The organism is Timaviella obliquedivisa GSE-PSE-MK23-08B (genome assembly GCA_019358855.1).
Lineage (GTDB): Bacteria > Cyanobacteriota > Cyanobacteriia > Elainellales > Elainellaceae > Timaviella > Timaviella obliquedivisa.
Genome location: JAHHII010000004.1, coordinates 363,514 through 386,185 on the forward strand (window position 1 = coordinate 363,514; position 22,672 = coordinate 386,185).

The 22,672-nt window shown below is 47.7% G+C and carries 25 protein-coding genes; 13 read left to right on the top strand and 12 right to left on the bottom strand.

Going from position 1 to position 22,672, the window contains the following annotated elements; all coding sequences use genetic code 11:
• Nucleotides 1-273 precede the first annotated feature (273 nt).
• Complete coding sequence (locus tag KME11_10100; protein MBW4515565.1) at nucleotides 274-840, top strand: GNAT family N-acetyltransferase; 567 nt, start codon at nucleotides 274-276, stop codon at nucleotides 838-840.
• A gap of 405 nt (nucleotides 841-1,245) precedes the next feature.
• Nucleotides 1,246-1,425 (top strand): hypothetical protein, encoded by a 180-nt coding sequence (locus KME11_10105; protein MBW4515566.1) that lies wholly within the window; start codon nucleotides 1,246-1,248, stop codon nucleotides 1,423-1,425.
• A gap of 50 nt (nucleotides 1,426-1,475) precedes the next feature.
• Here KME11_10105 and KME11_10110 read toward each other — a convergent pair whose 3' ends face one another.
• The 4 genes from KME11_10110 to KME11_10125 all read right to left on the bottom strand — a co-directional run bounded on the left by KME11_10110 (nucleotide 1,476) and on the right by KME11_10125 (nucleotide 4,358).
• Complete coding sequence (locus KME11_10110; GenBank protein MBW4515567.1) at nucleotides 1,476-2,432, bottom strand: threo-3-hydroxy-L-aspartate ammonia-lyase; 957 nt, start codon at nucleotides 2,430-2,432, stop codon at nucleotides 1,476-1,478.
• A gap of 36 nt (nucleotides 2,433-2,468) precedes the next feature.
• Complete coding sequence (locus tag KME11_10115) at nucleotides 2,469-2,687, bottom strand: hypothetical protein (GenBank protein MBW4515568.1); 219 nt, start codon at nucleotides 2,685-2,687, stop codon at nucleotides 2,469-2,471.
• 192 nt (nucleotides 2,688-2,879) lie between these two features.
• Nucleotides 2,880-3,959, bottom strand: coding sequence for a 3-isopropylmalate dehydrogenase (gene leuB, locus KME11_10120; protein MBW4515569.1), 1,080 nt, complete (start codon nucleotides 3,957-3,959; stop codon nucleotides 2,880-2,882).
• Between the two features lie 60 nt (nucleotides 3,960-4,019).
• The gene (locus KME11_10125; GenBank protein ID MBW4515570.1) at nucleotides 4,020-4,358 is read right to left on the bottom strand and encodes a hypothetical protein; all 339 of its coding nucleotides are present in this window, start codon (nucleotides 4,356-4,358) and stop codon (nucleotides 4,020-4,022) included.
• 95 nt (nucleotides 4,359-4,453) lie between these two features.
• On the opposite strand from KME11_10125, the gene KME11_10130 reads away from it, so the two are divergent.
• The gene (locus KME11_10130; GenBank protein ID MBW4515571.1) at nucleotides 4,454-5,347 is read left to right on the top strand and encodes a CoB--CoM heterodisulfide reductase iron-sulfur subunit B family protein; all 894 of its coding nucleotides are present in this window, start codon (nucleotides 4,454-4,456) and stop codon (nucleotides 5,345-5,347) included.
• Here KME11_10130 and KME11_10135 read toward each other — a convergent pair.
• The 3 genes from KME11_10135 to KME11_10145 all read right to left on the bottom strand — a co-directional run bounded on the left by KME11_10135 (nucleotide 5,344) and on the right by KME11_10145 (nucleotide 7,779).
• Nucleotides 5,344-5,997, bottom strand: coding sequence for a superoxide dismutase (locus KME11_10135; protein ID MBW4515572.1), 654 nt, complete (start codon nucleotides 5,995-5,997; stop codon nucleotides 5,344-5,346). The genes KME11_10130 and KME11_10135 overlap by 4 nt on opposite strands.
• Nucleotides 5,998-6,300: 303 nt before the next feature.
• Nucleotides 6,301-6,744, bottom strand: a complete 444-nt coding sequence (locus tag KME11_10140) for an Hsp20/alpha crystallin family protein (GenBank protein MBW4515573.1) — start codon at nucleotides 6,742-6,744, stop codon at nucleotides 6,301-6,303.
• Between the two features lie 204 nt (nucleotides 6,745-6,948).
• A complete protein-coding gene (locus KME11_10145) occupies nucleotides 6,949-7,779 on the bottom strand; it encodes a class I SAM-dependent methyltransferase (protein ID MBW4515574.1) in 831 nt (276 codons plus the stop codon).
• A gap of 373 nt (nucleotides 7,780-8,152) precedes the next feature.
• Between KME11_10145 and KME11_10150 the strand changes: the two genes are divergently transcribed.
• Entirely contained in the window at nucleotides 8,153-9,898 is a 1,746-nt protein-coding gene (locus tag KME11_10150; GenBank protein MBW4515575.1) for a T9SS type A sorting domain-containing protein, read from the top strand.
• 34 nt (nucleotides 9,899-9,932) lie between these two features.
• Here KME11_10150 and KME11_10155 read toward each other — a convergent pair whose 3' ends face one another.
• Nucleotides 9,933-10,193: a DUF2584 domain-containing protein gene (locus KME11_10155; protein MBW4515576.1), complete on the bottom strand. Its 261-nt coding sequence runs from the start codon at nucleotides 10,191-10,193 to the stop codon at nucleotides 9,933-9,935.
• Between the two features lie 312 nt (nucleotides 10,194-10,505).
• Between KME11_10155 and KME11_10160 the strand changes: the two genes are divergently transcribed.
• From KME11_10160 to KME11_10185, 6 genes are all read left to right on the top strand, one after another.
• Nucleotides 10,506-10,658, top strand: a complete 153-nt coding sequence (locus KME11_10160; GenBank protein MBW4515577.1) for a hypothetical protein — start codon at nucleotides 10,506-10,508, stop codon at nucleotides 10,656-10,658.
• A gap of 74 nt (nucleotides 10,659-10,732) precedes the next feature.
• Complete coding sequence (gene recQ / locus KME11_10165) at nucleotides 10,733-12,934, top strand: DNA helicase RecQ (GenBank protein ID MBW4515578.1); 2,202 nt, start codon at nucleotides 10,733-10,735, stop codon at nucleotides 12,932-12,934.
• Between the two features lie 41 nt (nucleotides 12,935-12,975).
• Nucleotides 12,976-13,752, top strand: a complete 777-nt coding sequence (locus KME11_10170) for a Uma2 family endonuclease (GenBank protein ID MBW4515579.1) — start codon at nucleotides 12,976-12,978, stop codon at nucleotides 13,750-13,752.
• Nucleotides 13,742-14,326 (top strand): shikimate kinase, encoded by a 585-nt coding sequence (locus KME11_10175; protein ID MBW4515580.1) that lies wholly within the window; start codon nucleotides 13,742-13,744, stop codon nucleotides 14,324-14,326. Before KME11_10170 ends, KME11_10175 begins: the two co-directional genes overlap by 11 nt.
• Before the next feature lie 33 nt (nucleotides 14,327-14,359).
• On the top strand, nucleotides 14,360-15,241 hold the full coding sequence (argB, locus tag KME11_10180; protein ID MBW4515581.1) for an acetylglutamate kinase: 882 nt from the start codon (nucleotides 14,360-14,362) through the stop codon (nucleotides 15,239-15,241).
• An 18-nt stretch (nucleotides 15,242-15,259) separates the two neighbouring features.
• Complete coding sequence (locus KME11_10185; protein ID MBW4515582.1) at nucleotides 15,260-15,778, top strand: hypothetical protein; 519 nt, start codon at nucleotides 15,260-15,262, stop codon at nucleotides 15,776-15,778.
• A gap of 68 nt (nucleotides 15,779-15,846) precedes the next feature.
• Here the strand turns inward: KME11_10185 and KME11_10190 are convergent, their stop codons facing one another.
• The 3 genes from KME11_10190 to KME11_10200 all read right to left on the bottom strand — a co-directional run bounded on the left by KME11_10190 (nucleotide 15,847) and on the right by KME11_10200 (nucleotide 18,613).
• Nucleotides 15,847-16,692 (bottom strand): MBL fold metallo-hydrolase, encoded by an 846-nt coding sequence (locus KME11_10190; protein ID MBW4515583.1) that lies wholly within the window; start codon nucleotides 16,690-16,692, stop codon nucleotides 15,847-15,849.
• A 140-nt stretch (nucleotides 16,693-16,832) separates the two neighbouring features.
• Nucleotides 16,833-17,636, bottom strand: coding sequence for an SDR family NAD(P)-dependent oxidoreductase (locus tag KME11_10195; GenBank protein ID MBW4515584.1), 804 nt, complete (start codon nucleotides 17,634-17,636; stop codon nucleotides 16,833-16,835).
• A gap of 389 nt (nucleotides 17,637-18,025) precedes the next feature.
• Nucleotides 18,026-18,613 carry a Uma2 family endonuclease gene (locus KME11_10200; GenBank protein ID MBW4515585.1) on the bottom strand — a complete coding sequence of 196 codons (588 nt, stop codon included), beginning with the start codon at nucleotides 18,611-18,613 and terminating at the stop codon, nucleotides 18,026-18,028.
• 148 nt (nucleotides 18,614-18,761) lie between these two features.
• Between KME11_10200 and KME11_10205 the strand changes: the two genes are divergently transcribed.
• Together KME11_10205 and lysS are read left to right on the top strand one after the other, a co-directional pair.
• Nucleotides 18,762-19,577: an ABC transporter permease gene (locus tag KME11_10205; GenBank protein MBW4515586.1), complete on the top strand. Its 816-nt coding sequence runs from the start codon at nucleotides 18,762-18,764 to the stop codon at nucleotides 19,575-19,577.
• A gap of 71 nt (nucleotides 19,578-19,648) precedes the next feature.
• Nucleotides 19,649-21,154: a lysine--tRNA ligase gene (lysS, locus tag KME11_10210; GenBank protein ID MBW4515587.1), complete on the top strand. Its 1,506-nt coding sequence runs from the start codon at nucleotides 19,649-19,651 to the stop codon at nucleotides 21,152-21,154.
• On the opposite strand, the gene KME11_10215 is transcribed toward lysS, so the two are convergent.
• Nucleotides 21,151-21,732: a VOC family protein gene (locus tag KME11_10215; GenBank protein MBW4515588.1), complete on the bottom strand. Its 582-nt coding sequence runs from the start codon at nucleotides 21,730-21,732 to the stop codon at nucleotides 21,151-21,153. The genes lysS and KME11_10215 overlap by 4 nt on opposite strands.
• Nucleotides 21,733-21,967: 235 nt before the next feature.
• On the opposite strand from KME11_10215, the gene KME11_10220 reads away from it, so the two are divergent.
• Complete coding sequence (locus KME11_10220; protein ID MBW4515589.1) at nucleotides 21,968-22,663, top strand: response regulator transcription factor; 696 nt, start codon at nucleotides 21,968-21,970, stop codon at nucleotides 22,661-22,663.
• Nucleotides 22,664-22,672: the final 9 nt, after the last annotated feature.

Sequence of the window (22,672 nt, forward strand, 5' to 3'; positions counted from 1 at the left end):
ATGATTAGCTGAGAAAATCCAGACAAATAAATGAGAAAACTGAGAAAGATGACTCTAATAGGGCTGATAAAATGGCAGCAATGCTCTCAGGAAGTTTACTGATGTTCTCACTAACAATTCAAAACTTGGAAAAATTGCAGATGCAAAACCCGTCTTACCGAATGGAATTAGTCGATGGGAGCATTGTAGATATTTCGATACTGCCTGATTTGCTGCCAAAGTGCTGAGGTCGGATTACTGAACCGGAGTTGCTTGTATTTAAGGAAGACGAAAATGTTTCTTTATAAAGTTGATGATGAGGTGGAATTAGGCTTACTTCAACATCACTATTCCCAGCAATTGTTTACTCTAGTTGATCAAAATCGGGTTTACCTCAGAGAGTGGTTGAACTGGGTAGATGGAACGAAAACGATCGCTGATACGGAATTGTTTGTTGGGCGATCGCTGCAACGGTTTGCAAACAATAATGGAGTGACTTGCGGAATTTGGTATCGCCGGGAGTTATGCGGCTGTATTGATTTGCATGAAGTGAATTGGAGCGATCGCAAGAGTTCAATTGGCTATTGGTTAGTGGCACCGCTGCAAGGAAAGGGCATTATGACACGGGCTTGCAATGGCTTAATGCGCTATGGCTTTGATGAATTAAACCTGCACCGCATCGTGATTTATGTAGCCGCTGAAAACTTTAAGAGCCGTGCCATTCCTGAACGATTGGGATTTCAGCAAGACGGAGTGTTGCGGCAGTCAATTTGGATGTACGATCGCTTTCTCGATTTAGTCGTATACAGCCTGTTGGCAAGTGAATGGAACGCTCAGAAGCCTGCCACCGTTCGCCAGTAGCAAGTACATAAGTGTTGGCGCTGCTGAATTGCGATATGAAAATCATGTTCCCCTGCCCTCGCAGGGAAGGGGCTAGGGGTTAGGTTTCGACAACGTAGCGAGACAGACCTCTCCCTAAATCCCTCTCCTAAAGGAAAGGGACTTTGAAGGATTTATATTTTGATTTAGCAATGCCTTAGTGCGGTAGGACAGAGTGACAGGGGCGGGGGCGCGCTGCATTGCAGATACCGCAAGGGTCGCTCTCTCGTGTGTCATGTGTGAGCGCTCAACTTTCCAATTGCGCGTCCTAACAATGCCATTGCAACCCCATACAATCGGATTGCAATTCGATCCATTGCCATTGTCCTGCTAACGATTACGATTGTCAGCCGATGCAATGCGACTGTGACTCGATACAATGCGAATATGACTCGATACAGTGCGACTGTGACTCGATACGATGCGAATGTGACTCGATACAATACGAATATGACTCGATACAGTGCGATCGCGGGGCGGTTCCTTGAAGAATTAGATACTGCCAAACCAAGAGATGAGGGTAAACTGAGATCTTGCCCTACTCGCAGATATCCGTCCCGTGGCTAAAGCACGGGTGGGTCGCTGGAATGATAGTTGAGATGGATGCCAGATCTCAGTTAGCGCAAATACTTTCCTAAATCGACATTTCCACCGCTAATAATTACCCCCACTCGTTGCCCTGGGGCAATCACGATGCCTTCTAGTAAAGCTGTTGCTGCCAATACGCCGGTGGGTTCTACCACTATTTTCATTCGTTCCCACAAGAAAAACATCGTCCGTAGCAACGCTTCATCCGAAACTGTCACCATGTCATGAACATAGTGCAGAACGAGAGGAAACGTCAGTGTACCGAGGCTGGCAGTCCGGGCACCGTCGGCGATCGTGTCAGGATTTCCAATCGTCTGAAGGGTTTTGGTATGGAACGATCGCGTGGCATCATCACCTTTTTCAGGTTCTACGCCAATGATTCGGCATTGAGGCGAAAGCGTATGAGCAGCGATCGCACAGCCCGACAACAAGCCGCCGCCGCCACAGCACACCAGCAGCACATCCAGTTCGCCCACCGCTTCAATTAGTTCCTTTGCCGCTGTACCTTGCCCCGCAATAATGTGGGGATGATTAAACGGCGGCACAATCATTGCGCCCCGTTCCGCAGCAATTTTTTGACACAGATCTTCTCGTGCCGACTCGGCGCGATCGTACAGCACGACCTCAGCCCCATAGCCCTGCGTTGCCGCTAGTTTGACCGCTGGTGCATCTTTCGGCATGACAATCGTGGTAGGAATGCCCAAGAGCTTCCCTGCCAACGCCATTCCCTGAGCATGATTGCCCGATGAATAAGCCACGACTCCCCGCTGTCTTTGTTCAGCAGAGAGTTGAGCCAGAGCGTTATAGGCTCCTCGGAACTTGAAGGAGCCTGTGCGTTGAAAATTTTCGCATTTGAAAAAGACTTGGCTTTGAGTGCGATCGTCCACCGTCCGAGAGGTGAGCACAGGAGTTAAGATTGCTTGCTCCTTCAGACGGGTCGCAGCCGATTGAATATCTTCGTAAGTAACGGCAGAAAGTAGAGACATGACGCGCCTGAACTGAGAAAATAAATTAGTTTTTACCTAGCTCAATTCAGACTCAATTTGGTTAAGGGGCACAAAGCATTCACGAGGCAACAGAACAGGTTTGCCTGTAAAAATCAGCTTGCCGCGATGGGTACTGCGATCGATCGCTACACCCAGTGGGCGCTGAATTTCTTCAGGATGCACTTCGTAGTAGGTGCGGTAGATTTGCCGTGCAGTTTGCAGGATAGCCGGATCGAGCAGATCAGAAAAATCCATGGGTTCTACAGGGCTAGTAGGCTGCGGTTCTTTGAGCGGAGCATATACCATTGATGGAATCCAATTTTCGTACTGCTAGACTCTAGTAGATTTCTGCGATCGCAGCAAGATCGTTATGGGAATATAACAATTCTTTACGAAAGGTTGGTGAGCGGTTGCTACATACAGCCCTAACGCCTGCATAACGCCTGCCTACAGTGCCGCCAGCAACGCCTCGCCCATTGCCTGACAGCCCACTGGCTTCATCCCCACCGACATAATATCTCCTGTCCGATAGCCCGCATCCAGCACAGTCTGGACTGCCTGTTCCATGACATCAGCAGCGGCAGGTTCGTTCAGCCCATAGCGCAACATCATGGCTGCACTCAGGACTTGGGCGATCGGGTTGGCTTTATCTTGTCCGGCAATATCTGGGGCAGAACCATGGACGGGTTCAAACACGCCTGGAGTGCCTGCTGCTCCTAAGCTTGCTGAAGGTAACATGCCAATGCTGCCCGTCAGCATGGCGGCGGCATCGGAAAGAATATCTCCAAACAAATTGCCCGTCACGATGGTGTCAAACTGCTTGGGGGCGCGGAGAAGCTGCATCGCAGCGTTATCGACGTACAAATGGGAAAGCTCTACGTCGGGGTATTCTGCCGAAAGTTGGGTAATGCGATCGCGCCACAATTGCGAAACCTCCAGCACATTCGATTTATCGACTGAACAGAGCCGCCCGCTCCGTTTCCGCGCTGCCTCAAATGCCACTCGCCCAATTCGCTCAATTTCGCTTTCGGAATACACCATCGTATTCACTCCGCGCTTTTCTCCAGTTTCTGTCTCAAAAATGCCTCTAGGCTGACCGAAGTAAATTCCCCCTGTCAACTCCCGCACCACCATAATATCTACGCCTTCCACCACCTCACGCTTTAGCGAAGAGGCATCAATTAACTGGGGCAAAATACTTGCCGGACGCAAGTTGGCAAACAGTCCTAGCCCGGCGCGTAAGCCCAAAAGCCCTCGCTCTGGACGCAAACTATTGGGCAACGTATCCCACTTATAGCCCCCGATCGCCGCCAACAAAACTGCATCACTGCTACGGCAAATCTCTAGCGTCTCATCGGGTAACGGAACGCCTGTTGCATCGATCGCGGCTCCGCCCATCAGCGCCGTCTTAAACTCAAACTGCAACCCCAGCTTTTCCCCGACCCGGTTCAGCACTGCCACCGCCACGTCCAAAATTTCGGGACCAATGCCATCGCCAGGAAGAAGCGTAATCCGGTAGTTCGTCATAGGTTTAAGTGAAGATAGATAAAATAGGTCTTGCGACTGTGTATTTTATCGTGCATTCGTTCACTCGTGCTGTAAAAATTCAATACGCGGCAACAGCGGATCTTGCACCATCCCCATCCCCATAAATCCCCATCGCTTTAACAAATTTCCTAGCTGCGTCCCCGCGATCGACTCCACTGCAAACCGATCTGCTACATCCGCTCCATGGGTATTGATATAGCTCAGCGCATCATAATGCTCTTTAAATACCAACAGGTACTTTGCATCAACAGCCCGTGCGTCAGCAGGCTTTGTATCACCTGTCCGGTCATTATCCTGCTTCGGTTCAGCTTTAGTCCGAGCGACCAAATACTGACCATCTGCCTTAGAGCGAATTAAATAAAAAACTTGAGAAAGCATGAACGATAAAAAGTGAAGATCAAAAAAGATTTTCCCTCACTCCCCCCTACATGAATGCATCATATACATAGCCCAGTCAATTGTCAGCCTAAACCATGACCTTACGATACGCCTATTTTCCCGGCTGCGTCGCTCAGGGAGCCTGCCGCGAACTCTACCTTTCTACCCAAGCCCTGACCCAAGCCCTGGGTATTGAACTCGTCGAACTTAAAAAAGCCTCCTGCTGTGGTTCTGGCACCTTCAAAGAAGACTCCCAGCTTTTAGAGGATACCGTGAATGCCCGCAACATTGCCCTAGCCGAATCGCTCAATCTGCCTCTCCTCACCCATTGCAGCACTTGTCAAGGCGTGATTGGGCACGTAGACGATCGCCTTAAATCAGCCCAGCAAAACAACCCAGCTTATCTAGAACAGGTTAACGGACTGCTCAAGCAAGAAGGTTGCTCTCCCTATAAAGGCAGCACTGATGTTAAACATTTGCTTTGGGCATTGGTTGGAGACTACGGCTTAGAAGCGCTTCAACAAAAGGTCACCCGCAAGCTCTCCGGCTTAAAGTGCGCCTCTTTCTACGGCTGCTACCTTTTGCGATCGCAGCCTCTGCCCTACGACGATCCCCATGCCCCCGAATCAATGGAAAACGTCTTCCGAGCGATCGGGGCAACTCCTATCTATTATCGAGGGCGCACTCAGTGTTGCGGCTGGCCTCTGTCTAGCTATGCCACCGAGCAATCGTTCAAAATGGCAGGTGGGCACATTCAGGAAGCGATCGCCGCTGGAGCCGATTGTATTGTTACGCCCTGTCCCCTCTGTCACCTCAACCTCGACTCTCGACAACCCGAAGTCGCGCAAGTAGTCGGCAAAAAGCTGGGGTTGCCTGTGCTGCATTTGCCCCAGTTAGTGGCGCTGGCGTTAGGAATTGAGCCGAAAGCTCTAGGATTAGATCGTCATGTGGTGTCAACGCGATCGGTATTGGAAAAGTTAGGGATTTAGTAACTCGCACTACTCACAAACCGCTTCTCAATCTCAGCCCAGTTGACCACATTCCACCAGCTTTTAAGATAATCTGCCCGCCGATTGCGATAGGTAAGATAGTAGGCGTGTTCCCACACATCATTGCCCATGACGGGGTACAAACCTTGCATTAATGGATTATCTTGATTGGCAGTGCTGATGATCTGCAACTGTTTTTGAGGATTCATGACCAGCCACACCCAACCGCTACCAAACTGGTTTGCACCTGCCTGATTAAACTTTTCCTGGAAAGCTTCATAACTACCAAAGGTGCTTTGAATGGCAGTTGCTAAAGTCCCAGTGGGCTTACCACCGCCGTCAGGCTTCATAATTGTCCAAAACATTGAGTGGTTAACATGTCCGCCACCATTATTTTGAATGGTTTTGCGAACGTCTTCGGGAATCTGATCTAAGTTTTGCAGCAACGACTCTACGCTTTGTTTTTGCAGTGCTGGGTATTTCTCTAAGGCTGCGTTGAGATTGGTGACGTAGGTCGCGTGATGCTTGTCGTGATGAAGCTGCATCGTTTCTGCATCAATAGACGGTGCTAGCGCTGCGTAATCATAAGGGAGAGGTGGCAGTTGCACCAGTGCGGCGTTAGAGGTGGCAGGGAATGCGGTAAACACCATGGAGGCGATGAGCGCGATCGCCACACCGTTAATCAAAGATTGAACGAACTTCTTCATATATTTTTGAGACTCCCATTCTTAACGGTTAAAGCGAAATCAGCATCGCAATGGATACTATCATGGCTTGCAAGTGGATCGAGTCCACCCTTCGCAGTATTTCAGTAAAAGCCGTTCAAGAGAAATCCTACAAAAAAGCCCTCACTCGATTCTTAAGGATCAAGTGAGGGTAGATGAGGCATCTGATGTCAATGCCCCCTCTAGGAATTAGCCAAGGCTCATGGATTAGCTAAGGCTTAGGGACTACTAACCAAGATTGACTTTAACAACCTTGTTTTTCTCTTCTTCAGCTTTTGGAAGCATGAGCTTTAGAATGCCATCTTTGTAATTAGCTTGAACGTTAGTGTTTTGAACGCGTGCAGGAAGAGGGATCACACGTTGGAAGCGACCATAGCGAAACTCAGTACGAGTCATGCCTTTTTCTTCGGTTTTAGTTTCTTCCTTGCGCTCACCACTAATAGAAACTGCATCAGCGCTCACATTAATGTCTAAGTCTTCGGCAGTCATTCCCGGCACTTCTAAGCTCAAATGAATCGCATCAGGCTCTTCTTGAAGCTCTGCGGGAGGAACGAATGCTGCCCGATCCATATCACCATTGGTTGCAGTACTAGCCAAGCGATCGAACAAACGGTTCATATCGCGTTGTAAATAGTCCATTTCTTGAAACGGTTGCCAACGAATAAGAGCCATAACAATCACCTTTGAATTAAGTTAAGTTCATCGTCTAACGACATGCATTCAATTTAACGTGCCCTTGAGTAAACCCTAGTTCGGTTATTTGGAATAGTCGCTGTCGTTTTTCCCGAACAAGTTGGAGATAGCTAGCTTTATTGCTCAAGCGGTAAAATAGGTAACTTCTTACAAAGTAGATTTACTAGACAAAATGAACGACTGCTAAACTGAATCCCTACTTCGGTGATCAGTGACTGTATGACTCATTTTTTTGATCATGCACAGATAATACAACCATAGATCAGAATGACAGCCTACTTGATCTGCTGGGACTTCCAAGCCATTTTTCCAGGAATACACTTTTACTGCACTAAAATTCGACTGGAGTTGGCTGATCTGTTCTTGAGGTCTAATGTAGTAGGTTTTCAGGCGAAAATTGTGCGATTCATCTTTAAGGATTAAGTAAGCTGAGCTTTTAAGCTGTTTAAGACTAATGGGAAAATTGAAAGCGTGTAGCAAAGCTGTCATTATTAAATTGACGTAAGTTTTAAGCAAGTGAACGCTGAACTGTTGCTTAAAGTCAAATTCTTGTTCAAAGCCTGTTAGATTATGGCTTGAAAAACAAAAGTATCCACCTGGTTTTCCAACTCTCTGGATTTCTTTAAAAACCTGCAAGCGATCGGCATGGGAAATGTAGTCGATGCCATTAAAACTAAACAGAATAAAGTCAAAAGAATTATCCTCAAACTGGCTCATATCTCTAGCATCGCAGACTCGGAACTGAGTCGTATTAGAAGGGGCTGAAAACCTTTTTTGGCAAGCTGCAATCATAGTTGCCGAATAATCGATGCCTATGTATTCTGCAACGACTTCAGAAAAATGTTGAGTGGTTCGACCGCCCCCAACCCCAATATCTAGCATTTTCATGCTTCCTAATTGAGTTTGAAGAAGATTAAGAACGGTTGCCTCGGCAGGCTGTAGAGCGCTTAGCTGGGCATAGTATTGCACCACTCCTAGAGAAGTGTAGGTATTTTGATTATTGTCGTGACTCATTGCCAGTACCGTTTACAAAAGTGAATTGGCGCTAGAATGTTGTGGATTTCAGGTTTAATCATGCGAGAGGGACAACCCCTTGCAGACCTGTGGGAGCGATCGCTCTTTGAAACAGTTCAGTCATAGTTTTAGAATCGGTCACGTCTCACAAAGCTTCATCATTTTATCCGCAGCTTAGTACTTTTTGATTCTTTCCAGCGAACAAAGACTCATGCTAGAAACGAGTAAAGAGGGAAAAAAGTTGTAAAGTTTTAACTGCTCCATCCTGCTATTAAAACTATATCGTCGTATGCTTTTTCTAAAGAATGAATACAAGGGTGCAATGCTCATTACCTAAAATCCATATTAAATGCCCTAGTGAGGATCATTCACCATGAAAGACTTCGGAAATAATCGCCGGAAAGCCACATTAGTTAGCATTACAGCGCAACCCCAAGTATTGAAAAACGCCATTGGTGGACGCGATCGCGCTGACTGGTTACGCCTTGATCTCTCTAGTCGCAGCAGCGTTCAAGCCACATTGAGCAAACTAAAAGCGAATGCAGATTTAAGCTTGCTGAACGGTTCAGGACAAGTAGTTTTACAATCAAAACGGAAAGGGAAAAAGAACGAAGCGATCGCCGCCACCCTAGATGCAGGCAGATACTTCTTAAAGATTACTCTAGGTAGCCCTCAAGACCAAACTAAATACCGTCTGCAATTGTCTGGCGTGCCTGTCAATGCTGGAACGGGCACAGGCGCAACTCCAGCAGCTAATACTGCACCTGTGTTAGCGATCAATGCTCCGCTGTCACTGACCAAAGGAACGCCCACGATTTTCAACGGTAACTTGCTAAAAGCCACCGATGCCGAACAAAATTCCAGCCAACTGGTCTACACCCTGACTCAATTACCAGAAGCAGGTCTGCTGAAACTTAATGGCGATCGCCTTAAAGCCGGAGGCACCTTTACCCAAGCCGATATTGATGCGGGTCGCCTCGTATACAACAGCCTAGGGCGCACCCAACGACTGACTAACAACAGTACCAATAACTTCTCTCCTCAAATTTCTGGCTCCAATGTCGTCTGGCAAGGCAGCGGCGGCACCGATGGTGGCACAGACGCTGAAATTTTCTTTTTCAACGGCAGCACCACCACCCAACTGACCACCAACAGTACCGGTGACTTCTCTCCTCAAATTTCTGGCTCTAATGTCGTCTGGAGGGGCAGTGGCGGCACCGATGGTGGCACAGACGCTGAAATTTTCTTTTTTAACGGCAGCACCACCACTCAACTCACTACCAACAATACCTTTGACTTCGATCCTCAAATTTCTGGCTCCAATGTCGTCTGGAGGGGCAGCGGCGGCACCGATGGCGGCACAGACGCTGAAATTTTCTTTTTCAACGGCACCACCACCACTCAACTTAGTACTAACAGTACCAATGACTTCGACCCTCAAATTTCTGGCTCTAATGTCGTCTGGAGGGGCAGCGGCGGCACCGATGGCGGCACAGACGCTGAAATTTTCTTTTTCAACGGCACCACCACCACTCAACTGACCACCAATAGTACCAATGACTTCTCTCCTCAAATTTCTGGCTCCAATGTCGTCTGGTATGGCAGCGGCGGCACCGATGGCGGCACAGACGCTGAAATTTTCTTTTTCAACGGCAGCACCATCACTCAACTGACCACCAACAGTGCCGATGACTTCGACCCTCAAATTTCTGGCTCCAATGTCGTCTGGTATGGCAGTGGCGGCACCGATGGCGGCATAGACCGTGAGATTTTCTTTTTCAATGGCAGCACCACCACTCAACTCACTACCAACAGCGCCAATGACTTCGACCCTCAAATTTCTGGCTCCAATGTCGTCTGGCAAGGCAGTGGCGGTACCGATGGCGGCACAGACACTGAAATTTTCTTTTTCAACGGCAGCACCACTCAACTCACTACCAACAGTACCGAGGACTTCTCTCCTCAAATTTCTGGCTCCAATGTCGCTTGGACTAGCATCGTGGGCGTCACCTTTGAGACTTTCTTTGGTAATTTGGCAACGAATGATAGCTTTGGCTTTACGGTTGCCGATGGGGTGGGCGGAGCAACCAATGGCACTTTTAACCTGACGTTGAGATAGAAGGATATTGAGCTATCTGACTAGCTTGGGGCGATTATTTCAGGGCAAAGGGCTGGTCATAGATGCGATGGATGTGAAATTCCAGGACCGTTTGTTGACCAGCCCAACGCAACTGGGTAATCACCACATCAGCATGGGCACACCAAGCCTCATCGACAAGCTGAAGCGGCACGTCGATCGGGAAAATGCGATAGCCCGATTTTGTAGCTTTGTGAACTGCATTGATTTCTATTATCGTTGGAAATTCTGTTCCATTTAGCTTTACGATGCTGTTCACTTGACAAGGCATTCCCATATATTTTCACTTGTAGATTTTGTGTCAGTTTCAAGGTACAACACAAGATGTTTTGTTAAGTTTATGAAAGTGGGCGATCGCGCTCTTGTCCAGAATGTTTTTTCAAGACGTGTTTGATAATTTCGCCCTATCATTTCCGAGGTATTTAGACAACTTACAAATGGTTTCCCAGTCTTCAAATCAACCCGCAGAATAAAGAGTGATTGTCGCATTAATTGATTTTTACTCAGTATAGATGTACCATTTCGGTTAAGCGATCGCCATCTAACTCCCTAAGTTAAACTTAAGATAACCGCATGAGTCCTGCAACTTATGACCATTGCCAAACTTCCTATATCTACCGAGACAATTGTTCTGCCGTACAACTTAGAAAGTGATGAGCCTGAGTTGGAAAGTGATTTGCACCGTGATCAAATTGATATCTTAATTGAAGTGCCTGAAAACACAGTGGAAAAATCGGCATGATTATTATGCCACAGGTAATTTAACAATGACCCGTTTTAAGGCACCATAATGAGGGCAGCACATCCGATTAACCCATGACCGCCAACTTGATTCCCCCTACTTCCGCTGATTCTCTAGAACAATCGCTCAAGCATTTCTTTGGCTACGATCGCTTCCGTTTAGGGCAAAAAGAAATCATTGAGGCGGCGCTAGAGAACCAGGATTTGCTGGTAATTATGCCTACGGGGGGTGGCAAGTCGATGTGTTTTCAGCTTCCGGCGCTGCTGAAGCCAGGACTAATGATTGTGGTGTCGCCATTAATTGCGTTGATGCAAGATCAGGTGCAAGCGTTGCAAGATAATGGCATTAGCGCCACTTTTCTCAATAGCACGGTCACTTCGCCAGAGGTGCGGCAACGAGCGAGCGACATTTTGAGCGGTCAAACCAAGCTGCTGTACGTAGCACCGGAGCGGCTATTTGGCGAACAGTTTTTAGAGTTTTTAGATCAAGTTAAAGAGAAAGTTGGCATCTCGACTTTTGCCATTGACGAAGCGCATTGTGTATCGGAATGGGGGCATGATTTTCGCCCAGAGTATCGCCAGCTTAAAGAGATTCGTCAGCGCTATCCCGATGTACCCGTGATGGCATTAACGGCGACCGCCACCGAGCGTGTGCGGCTCGATATCCATAATCAACTGGCACTGCGATCGCCCCTCGTCCATGTTTCTAGCTTCAATCGTCAGAACCTTTACTACGAGGTTCGCCCCAAACAAAAACGCTCTTACGAAGATCTGCGCCAAATTATTCGGCAAACGCCTGGCTCAGGAATTGTGTATTGCCTCAGCCGCAAAAAAGTAGACGAAATTACCTATCGGTTGCAGCAAGATGGCATTGAGGCGTTACCTTATCATGCTGGATTGGGTGACAAAGAGCGATCGCAAAACCAAACTCGCTTCATTCGAGATGATGTTCGAGTAATGGTTGCTACCGTTGCATTTGGCATGGGCATTAATAAACCTGACGTTCGTTTTGTCGTTCATTTTGATTTGCCGCGAAACTTAGAAGGCTATTACCAGGAGTCAGGACGAGCCGGACGGGATGGCGAACCCTCGCAGTGTTTGCTGTTTTTGAGCTACGGCGATGTTAAAACCGTCGAGTATTTAATTGAGCAAAAAACCGATCCTAACGAACAACAAATTGCCCGTCAGCAGTTGCGCCAAGTCATTGACTATGCCGAGGGCACCCATTGCCGCCGCAGCATTCAACTCAGCTATTTTGGTGAACGTTTTGAAGGCAACTGCGGCAACTGCGATAACTGCCTTCGCCCCCAACCGACTGAAGATTGGACACTAGAAGCCCAAAAATTCCTATCCTGCGTGGCTCGGTGCAAAGAGCGCTTTGGCATGAAGTACATCATTGATGTGTTGCGCGGCTCCAAGGATAAGCGCGTATTGGCAAATAGACACAACGAGCTTTCTACTTACGGCATTGGCAAAAATCACACTGCCGACGATTGGCGCGTGTTAGGGCGATCGCTTTTACACCAGGGCTTGCTAGAAGAAACCACCGATGGCTACTCGGTCTTACGCCTTAATGCCCAAAGCTGGGAAGTGATGCGGAAGCTGCGTACCGTCGAAGTGGCTCTGCCTAACCAGGTCAGCGAAGCCAAAGAAGAAATCTCCAGCGCCCGTCGTGCTAATGCCGAGCTATTGTTCGATCGCCTCCGGTCGCTGCGCAAGTCGATCGCTGACTCCCAATCAGTGCCGCCCTACGTAGTTTTTGCCGACTCTAGCCTCAAGCTGATGTCGCAACAGCAACCCCAAACGATTGAAGAATTCTCCGAAATCTCTGGCGTGGGAAGCCACAAATTAGCGCAATATGGCGATCGCTTCATCACCGAAATCCGTCTTTTTTGTGAAGAACAGGGCATTCCTCTACAGCGGTCGGCAGGGGTAGCGCCGCCACCTCCGCCACCCCGTGAAACCACCCTCAACGCGACACATTTCCTCACCCTCGAACTCTATCAACGAGGGCATAGACCCGCTGAAATTGCTGAGAAACGGGGCTTGCGCTTAAGTACCGTTATGGATCACTTAGGATCACTTGTGGAAGCCGGAAAAGAGGTTGATTTAGAAGGGTTGGTGTCGGCAGAACGACGATCGCACATTGAAGGAGCGATCGAAATAGCGGGAGCTGCCTCGCTGCGGGCAATCCGCGATCGGCTTGACGAAACCTATGACTACAACGAGATTCGCTTAGTGCGGGCGCTTTGGCGACGCACCAGTTCCTCAGAATAGCGCCACAGGATAAACTAAATCTAATGATTTCAGGAGAAGCCATGCCGATCGACATCGAAGCTGCCCTACTCGCCGAGTTCCAATACTACGGAATCGAAGTTTCCCCTGCCGACATCACGGCTCTCACCGAAGATGACCTCCCTTATGATGACGGTATTCCAATGGAAACTCCGCGCCACGCGTCTCAAATGCACTTGCTCATTGAACCGCTGCAATTGTACTTACCGCGTCGACGCGACTGCTTCATTGGGGGCAATATGTTTGTATACTACAGCCTTGATCAAGCTCGTAACAAAGACTTTAAAGGGCCAGATTTTTTTGTTGTGCTTGATGTACCTCAACGGGAGCGTAAAAGCTGGATCGCTTGGCAAGAAAACGATCGCCTCCCTAATGTGATTGTGGAACTGATGTCGCCCAGCACCGCAGAAAATGATAGAGAAGAGAAAAAACTAACCTATCAAAACAAACTGCGGGTTCCTGAGTATTTTATATTTGAGCCGTTTCTCTACGAATGGTCGGGTTTTAGATTGCAAGAGGGCGTTTATGAACCCATTCAGCCCGATGCCTCTGGGCAGTTGTTGAGCCAAGAACTAGGATTGGTGCTGCGAAGATGGGAAGGCAGCTATGAAGAAATTGAGTCCAATTGGATTCGGTGGGCATTGCCGGATGGAACTTTGCTACCGATTCATGCAGAACTCGTTCAGCAAGAAAAACAACGGGCAGAGCAAGAAAAACAACGGGCAGAGCAGGAGAAACAACGGGCAGATCGATTAGCAGAACGTTTAAGAAGTATGGGAATAGATCCGGATGAACTTTGATTTCAAGAAAGTCAATCTTTATTTAGTTGGTATGATGGGGGCTGGAAAATCGACGCTAGGAAAGCTGTTGGCGCAGGAGTTAGGCTATCGGTTTTTGGATACTGATGCGGTGATTGAGGCGGCAGCAGGGCAACCTGTAACCGAAATCTTTGCAACATCGGGAGAAGCGGCGTTTCGAGAATTAGAAACCCAGGTTTTAGGACAGGCAGCAGCTTATCAGCAAATGGCGATCGCCACAGGCGGCGGTATTGTTCTACAACGCCAAAACTGGAGCTATCTTCGCCACGGCATTGTCATCTGGCTGGATGTATCAGTAGAGCAACTGTGCGATCGCCTCCAAGGTGACAGCACCCGTCCTATCCTGCAAGGCGTTGACCTCTCGCAAAAACTCCAGACGCTTTTAGAACAACGCCAGCATCTCTATGCCCAAGCTGATGTGCATATTATTGTCGGGGCTGATGAATCGCCTCAACAGTTGGCAATCCGAGTCTTAGAAGAAATTCAGAAATCTCTAAAGCCCGAAGTGCGTCCTCCGTCTGCATCAGAATTCACAGTTGAATACACCCAAAATTGATAGACTGCCAAGATATTATTTGCCATCCGCCCCATGAAATGTGACCCTAATCCAGTTCAAATCAACGATGCTACTCGCGTCCGAGTTCTAGGCGAAGCCCTGCCATACATTCAACAATTTGCTGGGCGCACGGTCGTTATTAAATACGGCGGCGCAGCCATGAAAGATAGCCTCCTCAAAGAACTCGTACTGCGAGATGTAGTGCTGCTTTCTAGTTTTGGCTTACGTCCTGTTATTGTTCACGGTGGCGGCCCCGAAATTAATTCCTGGCTCGATAAATTGGGCATTGAGCCTCAATTCAAAAATGGTTTGCGCGTTACCGATGCTGCCACCATGGATGTTGTGGAAATGGTGCTGGTGGGTCGAGTCAATAAAGAAATTGTGGCATTAATTAATCAGGCTGGCGGCTTGGCTGTGGGGCTGTGTGGCAAAGATGCCAATATCATCATGGCGCGTCCTGAAGGGCAAGAGGGCATTGGCTTTGTGGGAGAAGTGAGCAGCATTAACGTTGAGCTAGTAAAACTGCTGGTAGAGAGTGGCTATATTCCAGTTATTTCTAGTGTTGCTGCCGATAGAACTGGGCAATCGTACAATGTTAATGCCGATACGGTAGCGGGTGAACTGGCGGCGGCTTTAGGGGCAGAAAAACTCATTCTATTGACCGATACCCCTGGCATTTTACGCGACTATCATGATCCTTCTACCATCATGACAATGTTGGATATCAGTGAAGCCCGCAAATTGATTGACTCTGGCATTGTCGGTGGCGGTATGATTCCTAAGGTGAGTTGCTGTGTACGATCGCTAGCCCAGGGCGTTCGGGCAGCCCATATTATCGATGGTCGCATTGCCAATGCGCTGCTGCTAGAAATTTTTACTGATGATGCTGGAATTGGCACCAAAATCGTGGCATAGATAGAAGAACTATTGATGATGACAGAAAACTTAGAACTTGTTCGCCAACAGTTTCAAACTGGACAAAACGCTTTTGAACGCGGGCTGTACCGCCAGTCGATAGAAGCACTAGAAAAGGCAGTAAGTTTTGCCGATCGCAACTCGTCGCTAGGCGGAGAAGTGCAAATTTGGCTAGTGACTGCTTATCAGGCAGCAGATAAAAATATGGAAGCGATCGCCCTTTGCGAATCTCTAAGCAGCCACCCTGATGTCAAAGTCCGCAAACAAAGCCGCCGAATGATTGCCATTCTAAAAGCTCCTAAGCTCAAGCTGCGGGAAGAATGGATGACTAAGATTCCTGACCTGACTAAGCTTGATGAAGCAAGCGGCAAGAACAAAAGAGCTTCCGGCTATCTGCCTCCTGCTCCGCGTCCACGTCCTAAGCCTGCTCCGGAGCCTGTTGACTTAAGCCAGGTTGAAACCAAGGATAATGGGTTTGTATGGATTGCTTTAGGGGCGATCGTGCTAACAATTTTGGGCTTGATTCTAGCGAGCTAATTAGTCTCGTTAAAAACAAAAACTTATAGATGTTACTACGTTAAGACATCATTTGCTTAGAGAAGTTACTAAGAGAAATGATTGCTGACCTTCTGCTCAGTGAATGCTTTGAACTCAATTGCGTCATGACTACAAAATAAACGGACTTCTTGAACGCGATCGTTTGCTAAGGCATGAAGCCGATCTTGATTATGCAACCGCGCCTCGCGGTCTACTTCCATCAGCCACTGGTAAGCCGTTAGTCCGGGTGTACAGTGACGATTTTCTGCGTCCATTTCGTGTCGATAAAAATAAGCATCTCCCGCATTTAACAACCAGCCTTCTGAAGTTGCAATTGCCACACCTGCATGACCCTTCGTATGCCCTTTCAGCGGAATCAGAAGAATTTCCGGGGGTAAGCCTTCCAAATCACGAACGGCTTCAAAGCCAAACCAATGTTCGCCTCCTGGGGCATAATACTTCCAGTTTTTAACTTCATCCCATTGTTTTGGGCGGTAGCGTCCACTGGTAACAAAACCATGCCGATTCTGTGCGGCATCCTTTTCAGTTTGCATGACATGAACCGTTGCTTCAGGAAAATCCTCTAAACCACCTGCATGGTCAAAATCGAGATGAGTGAGGATAATATGCTGCACGTCATTTCTAGAAAAACCAAGTGCCTCAATTTGGGCGATCGCCGTATATTTGCGATCGAATTGCACGTTATTAAAATGTACAAAGAATGGACTAAGCCGCATGTAAGGAGATTGTACATCCCGCAGTCCAAAACCAGTGTCAACCAGAACTAATCCCTGATTCGTCTCAATCAACAGACAATGGCAAACCAGTCGAGCCGTCAGCCCTTGACTAAAACCATCAAAGAGCGCACCTCCAACAGGACACATACAGCCACAATTTAGATGATGAATATGCATAGCGCTAGTGCTACTTCCTGCTTACTGAAACGAGAAATCAAAAATTGTACCTTTAGTCAAAAAGCATAGTAGATAAAACCATAACTCCTTCAAAGCCCCTTTCCTTTAGGAGAGGGGTTTGGGGAGAGGTCGCTCTTAGACTACTCCTTACCTGATCCTGGCTCATTCAGTAGGCGGTTCGCTTCAGCCTTTACCGTGTCGGGCAAAACCTTGCTAACAGCACCCTGAACTTTAGTCATCAAAGATTCTGCTAAAATTCCGTCTTTACCTGACATTAGGGCTTCAAACCCCTGTTTAGCAACTTCAGCCGGGTCGTCTTTCTTCATCGCACCTAATCTTGTATCATCTAAACCAGCACGATCAAAAAAGTTGGTGTCAGTCGGACCCGGCATGAGCGCAGTCACAGTTACACCCGTGTCTTTCAACTCGTTACGAATAGCCTCAGAGAAGGAATGAACGAATGCTTTGGAGGCAGCATAAACTGCCTGAAAGGGGCTAGGAGTTTGAGACGCGATCGATGATGTGAAGAGAATCTTGCCTTCACCGCGATCGACCATATCTTTCACGACCCGTTTGGCAAGATGAACCGTGGAGGCAATGTTAAGCTCAATTAAATTGAGTTCTGCTTGCAAGTCGGTTTTAGAAAACTCACCACCAACCCCAACTCCTGCATTAATCGCGATCGCATCTACAGGTCGTCCCACCGTCTGAATTTGGCTATAAAGCGTCTCGACTCCATCATAGGTAGCCAGGTCAGCCTGCACAGTTTGAACTTTAGCACCCAGCCCACTCAATGCTTGAGCCACCTCATCAATGCTGGAACCCGTAGACGTAACAACTAGATCAAACCCATTCTGAGCAAACTGTTTAGCAAGCTCATAGCCAATACCACTAGAAGCACCCGTAACCACAGCCAAAGGACGAGTTAATAGATTATTCACGATCGGTCACTCCTGTTAGTGTACTTAAATTACTACTCAAGTTATCTTTACGGGGTTTAGTTCTATGCTTCATCCAGTCATTGAGTGCTTTTTCATCGTGTGAAATTGTGCGCCATAAATCTATCCCAGCGACGATGGATCTTAATTTTAGGGACGATGAATTACTGTACAAACAGGACTATTTTGAGACAAAAAATTGAGTGCGATATGCACAAAAGAAAACCCTACAGGCACTTAACGTAATCCCGTACAAATCAATTTATAGGGCTACAAGCAAACTTTCCTCTAGCGTTAGAGAGATGTTTAACTAACTAGATGCGTGGAGAGGGGAATCGCTAAATCTTTAATATCGAGTAATCTGCAATCTTTTTCTGAGCAGGCATTAAACTTTTTCACTCAATGTTAGCGATCGCCTCTCCAATCACAACATCCTCATAAATTTCTTCGATCGTGGTGTAAAAGTCCACGCTCTTAAGATGAACTTTGTCACCCAGCTTGTAAGACTGTAAAACCCAAAATCCTTCATCGTTGCGCCGAAAACAATCAAGCCGTTGTCTAGTTTGGCTAATTAAAACATACTCTATTAACGTTTCCATTTCTTGATAGTCGGCAAACTTATCGCCTCGATCAAAGGCTTCTGTAGAATCAGACAACACTTCTATAATTAGACAGGGATAGCATTTAAAGAGAGTCATGGAGCGATCGCGATCGTCGCAAGTCACCATCACATCAGGATACAAAAAACGATTCGACCTGTTAAGCCGAGCCTTCATATCTGCCATAAATACTCGACAGCCGCTTCCCCGCACGTGAGTTCGTAGAAGAGACGCGCAGTTAAGTGAAATAGTCACGTGGGCATCAGAAGCCCCTGCCATCGCGTACACATCGCCATCAAAATATTCGTGTTTAACGAGACTAGTGGCTTCTTTTTCTAGATATTCATCCGGAGAAATGAAAGGATAGCTTTGGTTAGCAACCATAGTTTGGGGGCGCTAGGAAAATAGGAATGCAGTTTGATTCGCCCCTTAATTGTATTGCATGAGCCAGCCGCTGATATTGCTCCATCATCGTGTTATAGATGTAAAGGCTTGCTTAACAGTTCACTGAATATTCTTAACGGTATCTCCTGTGGCTTCTCAGTCTTCACTTCACTTCAACCAAAGATTCACTCCATCATTGGGTAACCTTTTGTCTGATAGCCTCACCGTGTTTTGGGGCGATTGGCTTGATCTGCGAGTTCGCATTCTCCAAGTTGTTGCTTCCGGCTTAATTTCGCCGCTAATCTACATTTTGGCGTTTGGGTTAGGTCTGGGCAGCGCGCTCACTGTGAAGCCGCCTGTGGGTGATACCTACCTTCAGTTCATTTTGCCAGGGATGGTAGCGTTATCTTCTATGACCATTAGCTTTGGCGGTACGACGTTTTCAATCTGCGGCGAGCGGCTTTACTCTAAAACTTTTGAAGAAATTTTGCTTTTGCCTGTGAGTCCTTTAGCGCTGTTCCTTGGCAAAATGCTAGCGGGTATTGTCCGAGGGCTATTAACGTCTTCTTCGGTGCTGCTATTGGCAATATTGTTTACAGGACAATGGAATTTTCTGAACCCACTGTTTTTACTAATTCTTGTTCTCAACTGTGCAGTTTTCTCAGGATTGGGTGTCATTGTAGGACTGAATGTTAAGTCATTGGAAGGTGTAGGGATTTTGAACAATTTTTTAATTGTGCCAATGTCTTTTCTAGGCGCAACCTTTTTTGACCCTGGCACTTTACCGATCGCCCTAAAATTTATCGTCTATCTGTTGCCATTGACCTATACTAGCTTGGGTCTAAGAGCAGCGGCTTACCTACCATTTAACCAGTTTCCCTGGTATGTTTTGCCAATTTTGCTGGTCGTGGCAATGGTTCTTTGCTTCATTGGAGCCCGTCAGTTTTCTAGTCAAAAAGACTAGCCAGAATAGGCACGAGAGCGTTACTCTTGCTTGTCTATCCTTCACTATTTACCTCTTATTCCTGTATATCTATGGCTTCTGATGATTTGCGTGCCACTCGCCTTGAAAAAGTTTCTCAGCTTAAAGCGCTAGGACTCAATCCTTACGCTTATCGGTGGGATGTCACCCATCAGGCACAGGCGTTGCAAGAGCAATATTGTGAACTAGCGGATGGGGAAGAGGTTGATGTGGAAGTGGCGATCGCCGGACGCATCCTGACGCGCCGAGTATTTGGCAAACTCGCTTTTTTCACGCTGCAAGATGAGACAGGCACCATTCAGCTTTACCTCGACAAAGCCCAAATTGAAGCAGCAATGCCAGACTTACCAGATGCCTTTAGCCACCTAAAGCAACTCACCGATGCAGGTGACATTTTGGGCGTTAAGGGCAATATTAAACGCACCGAGAAGGGTGAGCTATCAGTCAAGGTGAGCCAATACAGCATCCTCACCAAATCACTGTTGCCATTGCCCGACAAGTGGCACGGTTTAACAGACGTAGAAAAACGCTATCGTCAGCGCTACGTAGACCTGATCGTGAATCCAGAGGTGCAGCAAACCTTCCGGCGACGGGCACTCATTACCGCTTCGATCCGTAGGATGCTGAACCTTAAAAACTTTATTGAAATTGAAACACCCGTCTTGCAGTCTGAGGCAGGCGGTGCAGATGCTCGTCCCTTCGTTACCTATCACAACACGCTGGAGATGGACTTGTATCTAAGAATTGCGACCGAACTACACCTGAAGCGGCTGGTAGTCGGCGGATTTGAGCGCGTGTTTGAAATGGGGCGAATTTTCCGCAATGAAGGCGTTTCGACGCGGCATAACCCTGAGTTTACTTCTATCGAAATTTATCAGGCATATGGCGACTACGAAGACATGATGACGCTGACAGAGGAAATGATTACAACTCCGGCACAAGAAGTTTTGAAGACTTTGCAGATTACTTATCAGGGTGAGGCGATCGATCTCACTCCGCCGTGGCGCAAAGTAACCATGCATGATCTGGTTAAAGAGCACACAGGGTTGGACTTTGAAGCATTTACAACCCTAGAGGAAGCAAAAGCCGCAGCAAAAGCCGCAGGAATTCATGGCACTGAAGACTGTGAGGCGATCGGCAAGCTGTTAAACGAAGCCTTTGAGCAAAGGGTAGAAGCCACCCTCATTCAGCCAACGTTCGTCACCGATTACCCAGTGGAAATTTCGCCCCTCGCTAAGCCTCACCGCAGCAAGCCTGGACTAGTGGAACGGTTTGAGCTATTTATCGTAGGGCGAGAAACTGCCAATGGTTTCTCAGAGTTAACTGACCCGATTGATCAGCGGGAGCGACTAGAGGCACAGGCAGCGCGGAAAGCTGAGGGTGACTTAGAGGCACAAGGTGTAGATGAGGACTTTTTGACAGCGCTGGAGTATGGAATGCCGCCTACAGTGGGCATGGGCATGGGCATCGATCGCCTGGTGATGCTGCTATGCGATTGTGCCAGCATTCGAGATGCGATCGCCTTTCCGCTCCTCAAGCCCGAAGTCGGGGAGGCTTAATTCGAGACTTCCGCCATCTCAATCACTCGCCCATCCAAATCCTTGACCAAAAAGTTCAAAGGCTTTTCCCGCCGAATCTTATACTTCACACGGTAAGACTGGGTCCGCATGAGCAACAGTTCCAAGCAATCGTGATCAAAGCAAACGTGGCGCTGCCGATCTTTCTGCCCCAGACTTGCCCCCGAAATAACGTGCAACTGAGTGTTTTTCTTAAGCTGATACCAAAGCCCCTCTGGATTGGTGAAGCTCGTGGTGGCAGGTCGCCCGATCGCCGCTGAAGCATACATCGGGTCAATCCCAACGGTTCCTAAGGTTTGTTCGTAGTTGTAGTAGTAGTGCAGTGGCACATCTGCCACCGTTAAGTCCAGCAGCCCTTCATAAAATCTTTTTGCCAACTCTAGGTCAGATACCATAATGGTATGGACTTTGGGAGCGCTTGTTAAAAACATCCACATTGCCCCAGCATAGGCAACCAACAGCGCCACCATGATGCCTTGAGTAGAAAGCAAGCTGTCGAGGGGAAGGAACGTTGCTAAAGTCTGAAACATAGATGAGGTAAGAGTACTAGCAATGACCATGAATGGAAATAAAGCGGCTTTGAATAAGTTTGCAACTACAGATTCAAATCACAATGAACCTAGGTAGAGGCTCTTTATAGCCCCTAGTCTACCAAGGACTTCCCAATTTCGTCTAAATCTCAACGTCTGCTTTAGTTCAGAACATTAGATAATAGAGTGAATCAAACCTGGTATTGTCTTCGGACTTGCGCCGTCTTAATCAGGAATTTTTGAACTGGAATCAAGAGGGATATCGATGGCAGGGCAATTATTATTAGTAGACGACGAACCCGGCTTACGGCAGGCAGTCCAAGCCTATCTGGAAGAAGATGGCTTTACAGTACATGTTGCCAGTAACGCGCGGGAGGGATGGGATATGTTGCAGCGCATTTCCCCCGACCTAGTCATTTCTGACATTATGATGCCGCAGGTCGATGGCTACCAATTTCTCAAGCAGCTTCGAGAAGATCCTCGGTTTGAGGCATTGCCTGTCATCTTCCTCACGGCGCGAGGCATGACGTCCGATCGCATTTCGGGTTACAACGCAGGGTGCGATGCCTATATCTCTAAGCCTTTTGACCCGGATGAATTAGTGGCGATCGTCACTAGCATTCTAGAGCGTCGAGCGGCTGCAAGTAAGGTCGCGGCGGGCGATGGCGAAGAAATCGACATTGCCGACTTAGCCAAACAAATGGCAGAGATTAAAGCCATGCTGACTCAACGCAGCGGCATTGTCCAAACGCCTTCTCCCATTAAAATAGACTTTACGCCGCGTGAACAAAGCGTTCTAGAACTGGTGGCGCAAGGGCTAATGAACAAAGAAATTGCTCGACGGCTAGAAACGAGCGTCCGCAATGTGGAGAAGTACGTAAGTCGCTTGTTTAGCAAGACGGGAACGAATAGCCGTACAGAGCTAGTGCGCTATGCATTAGAGCATGGCTTGGCGAACTAGGCTTTCCAT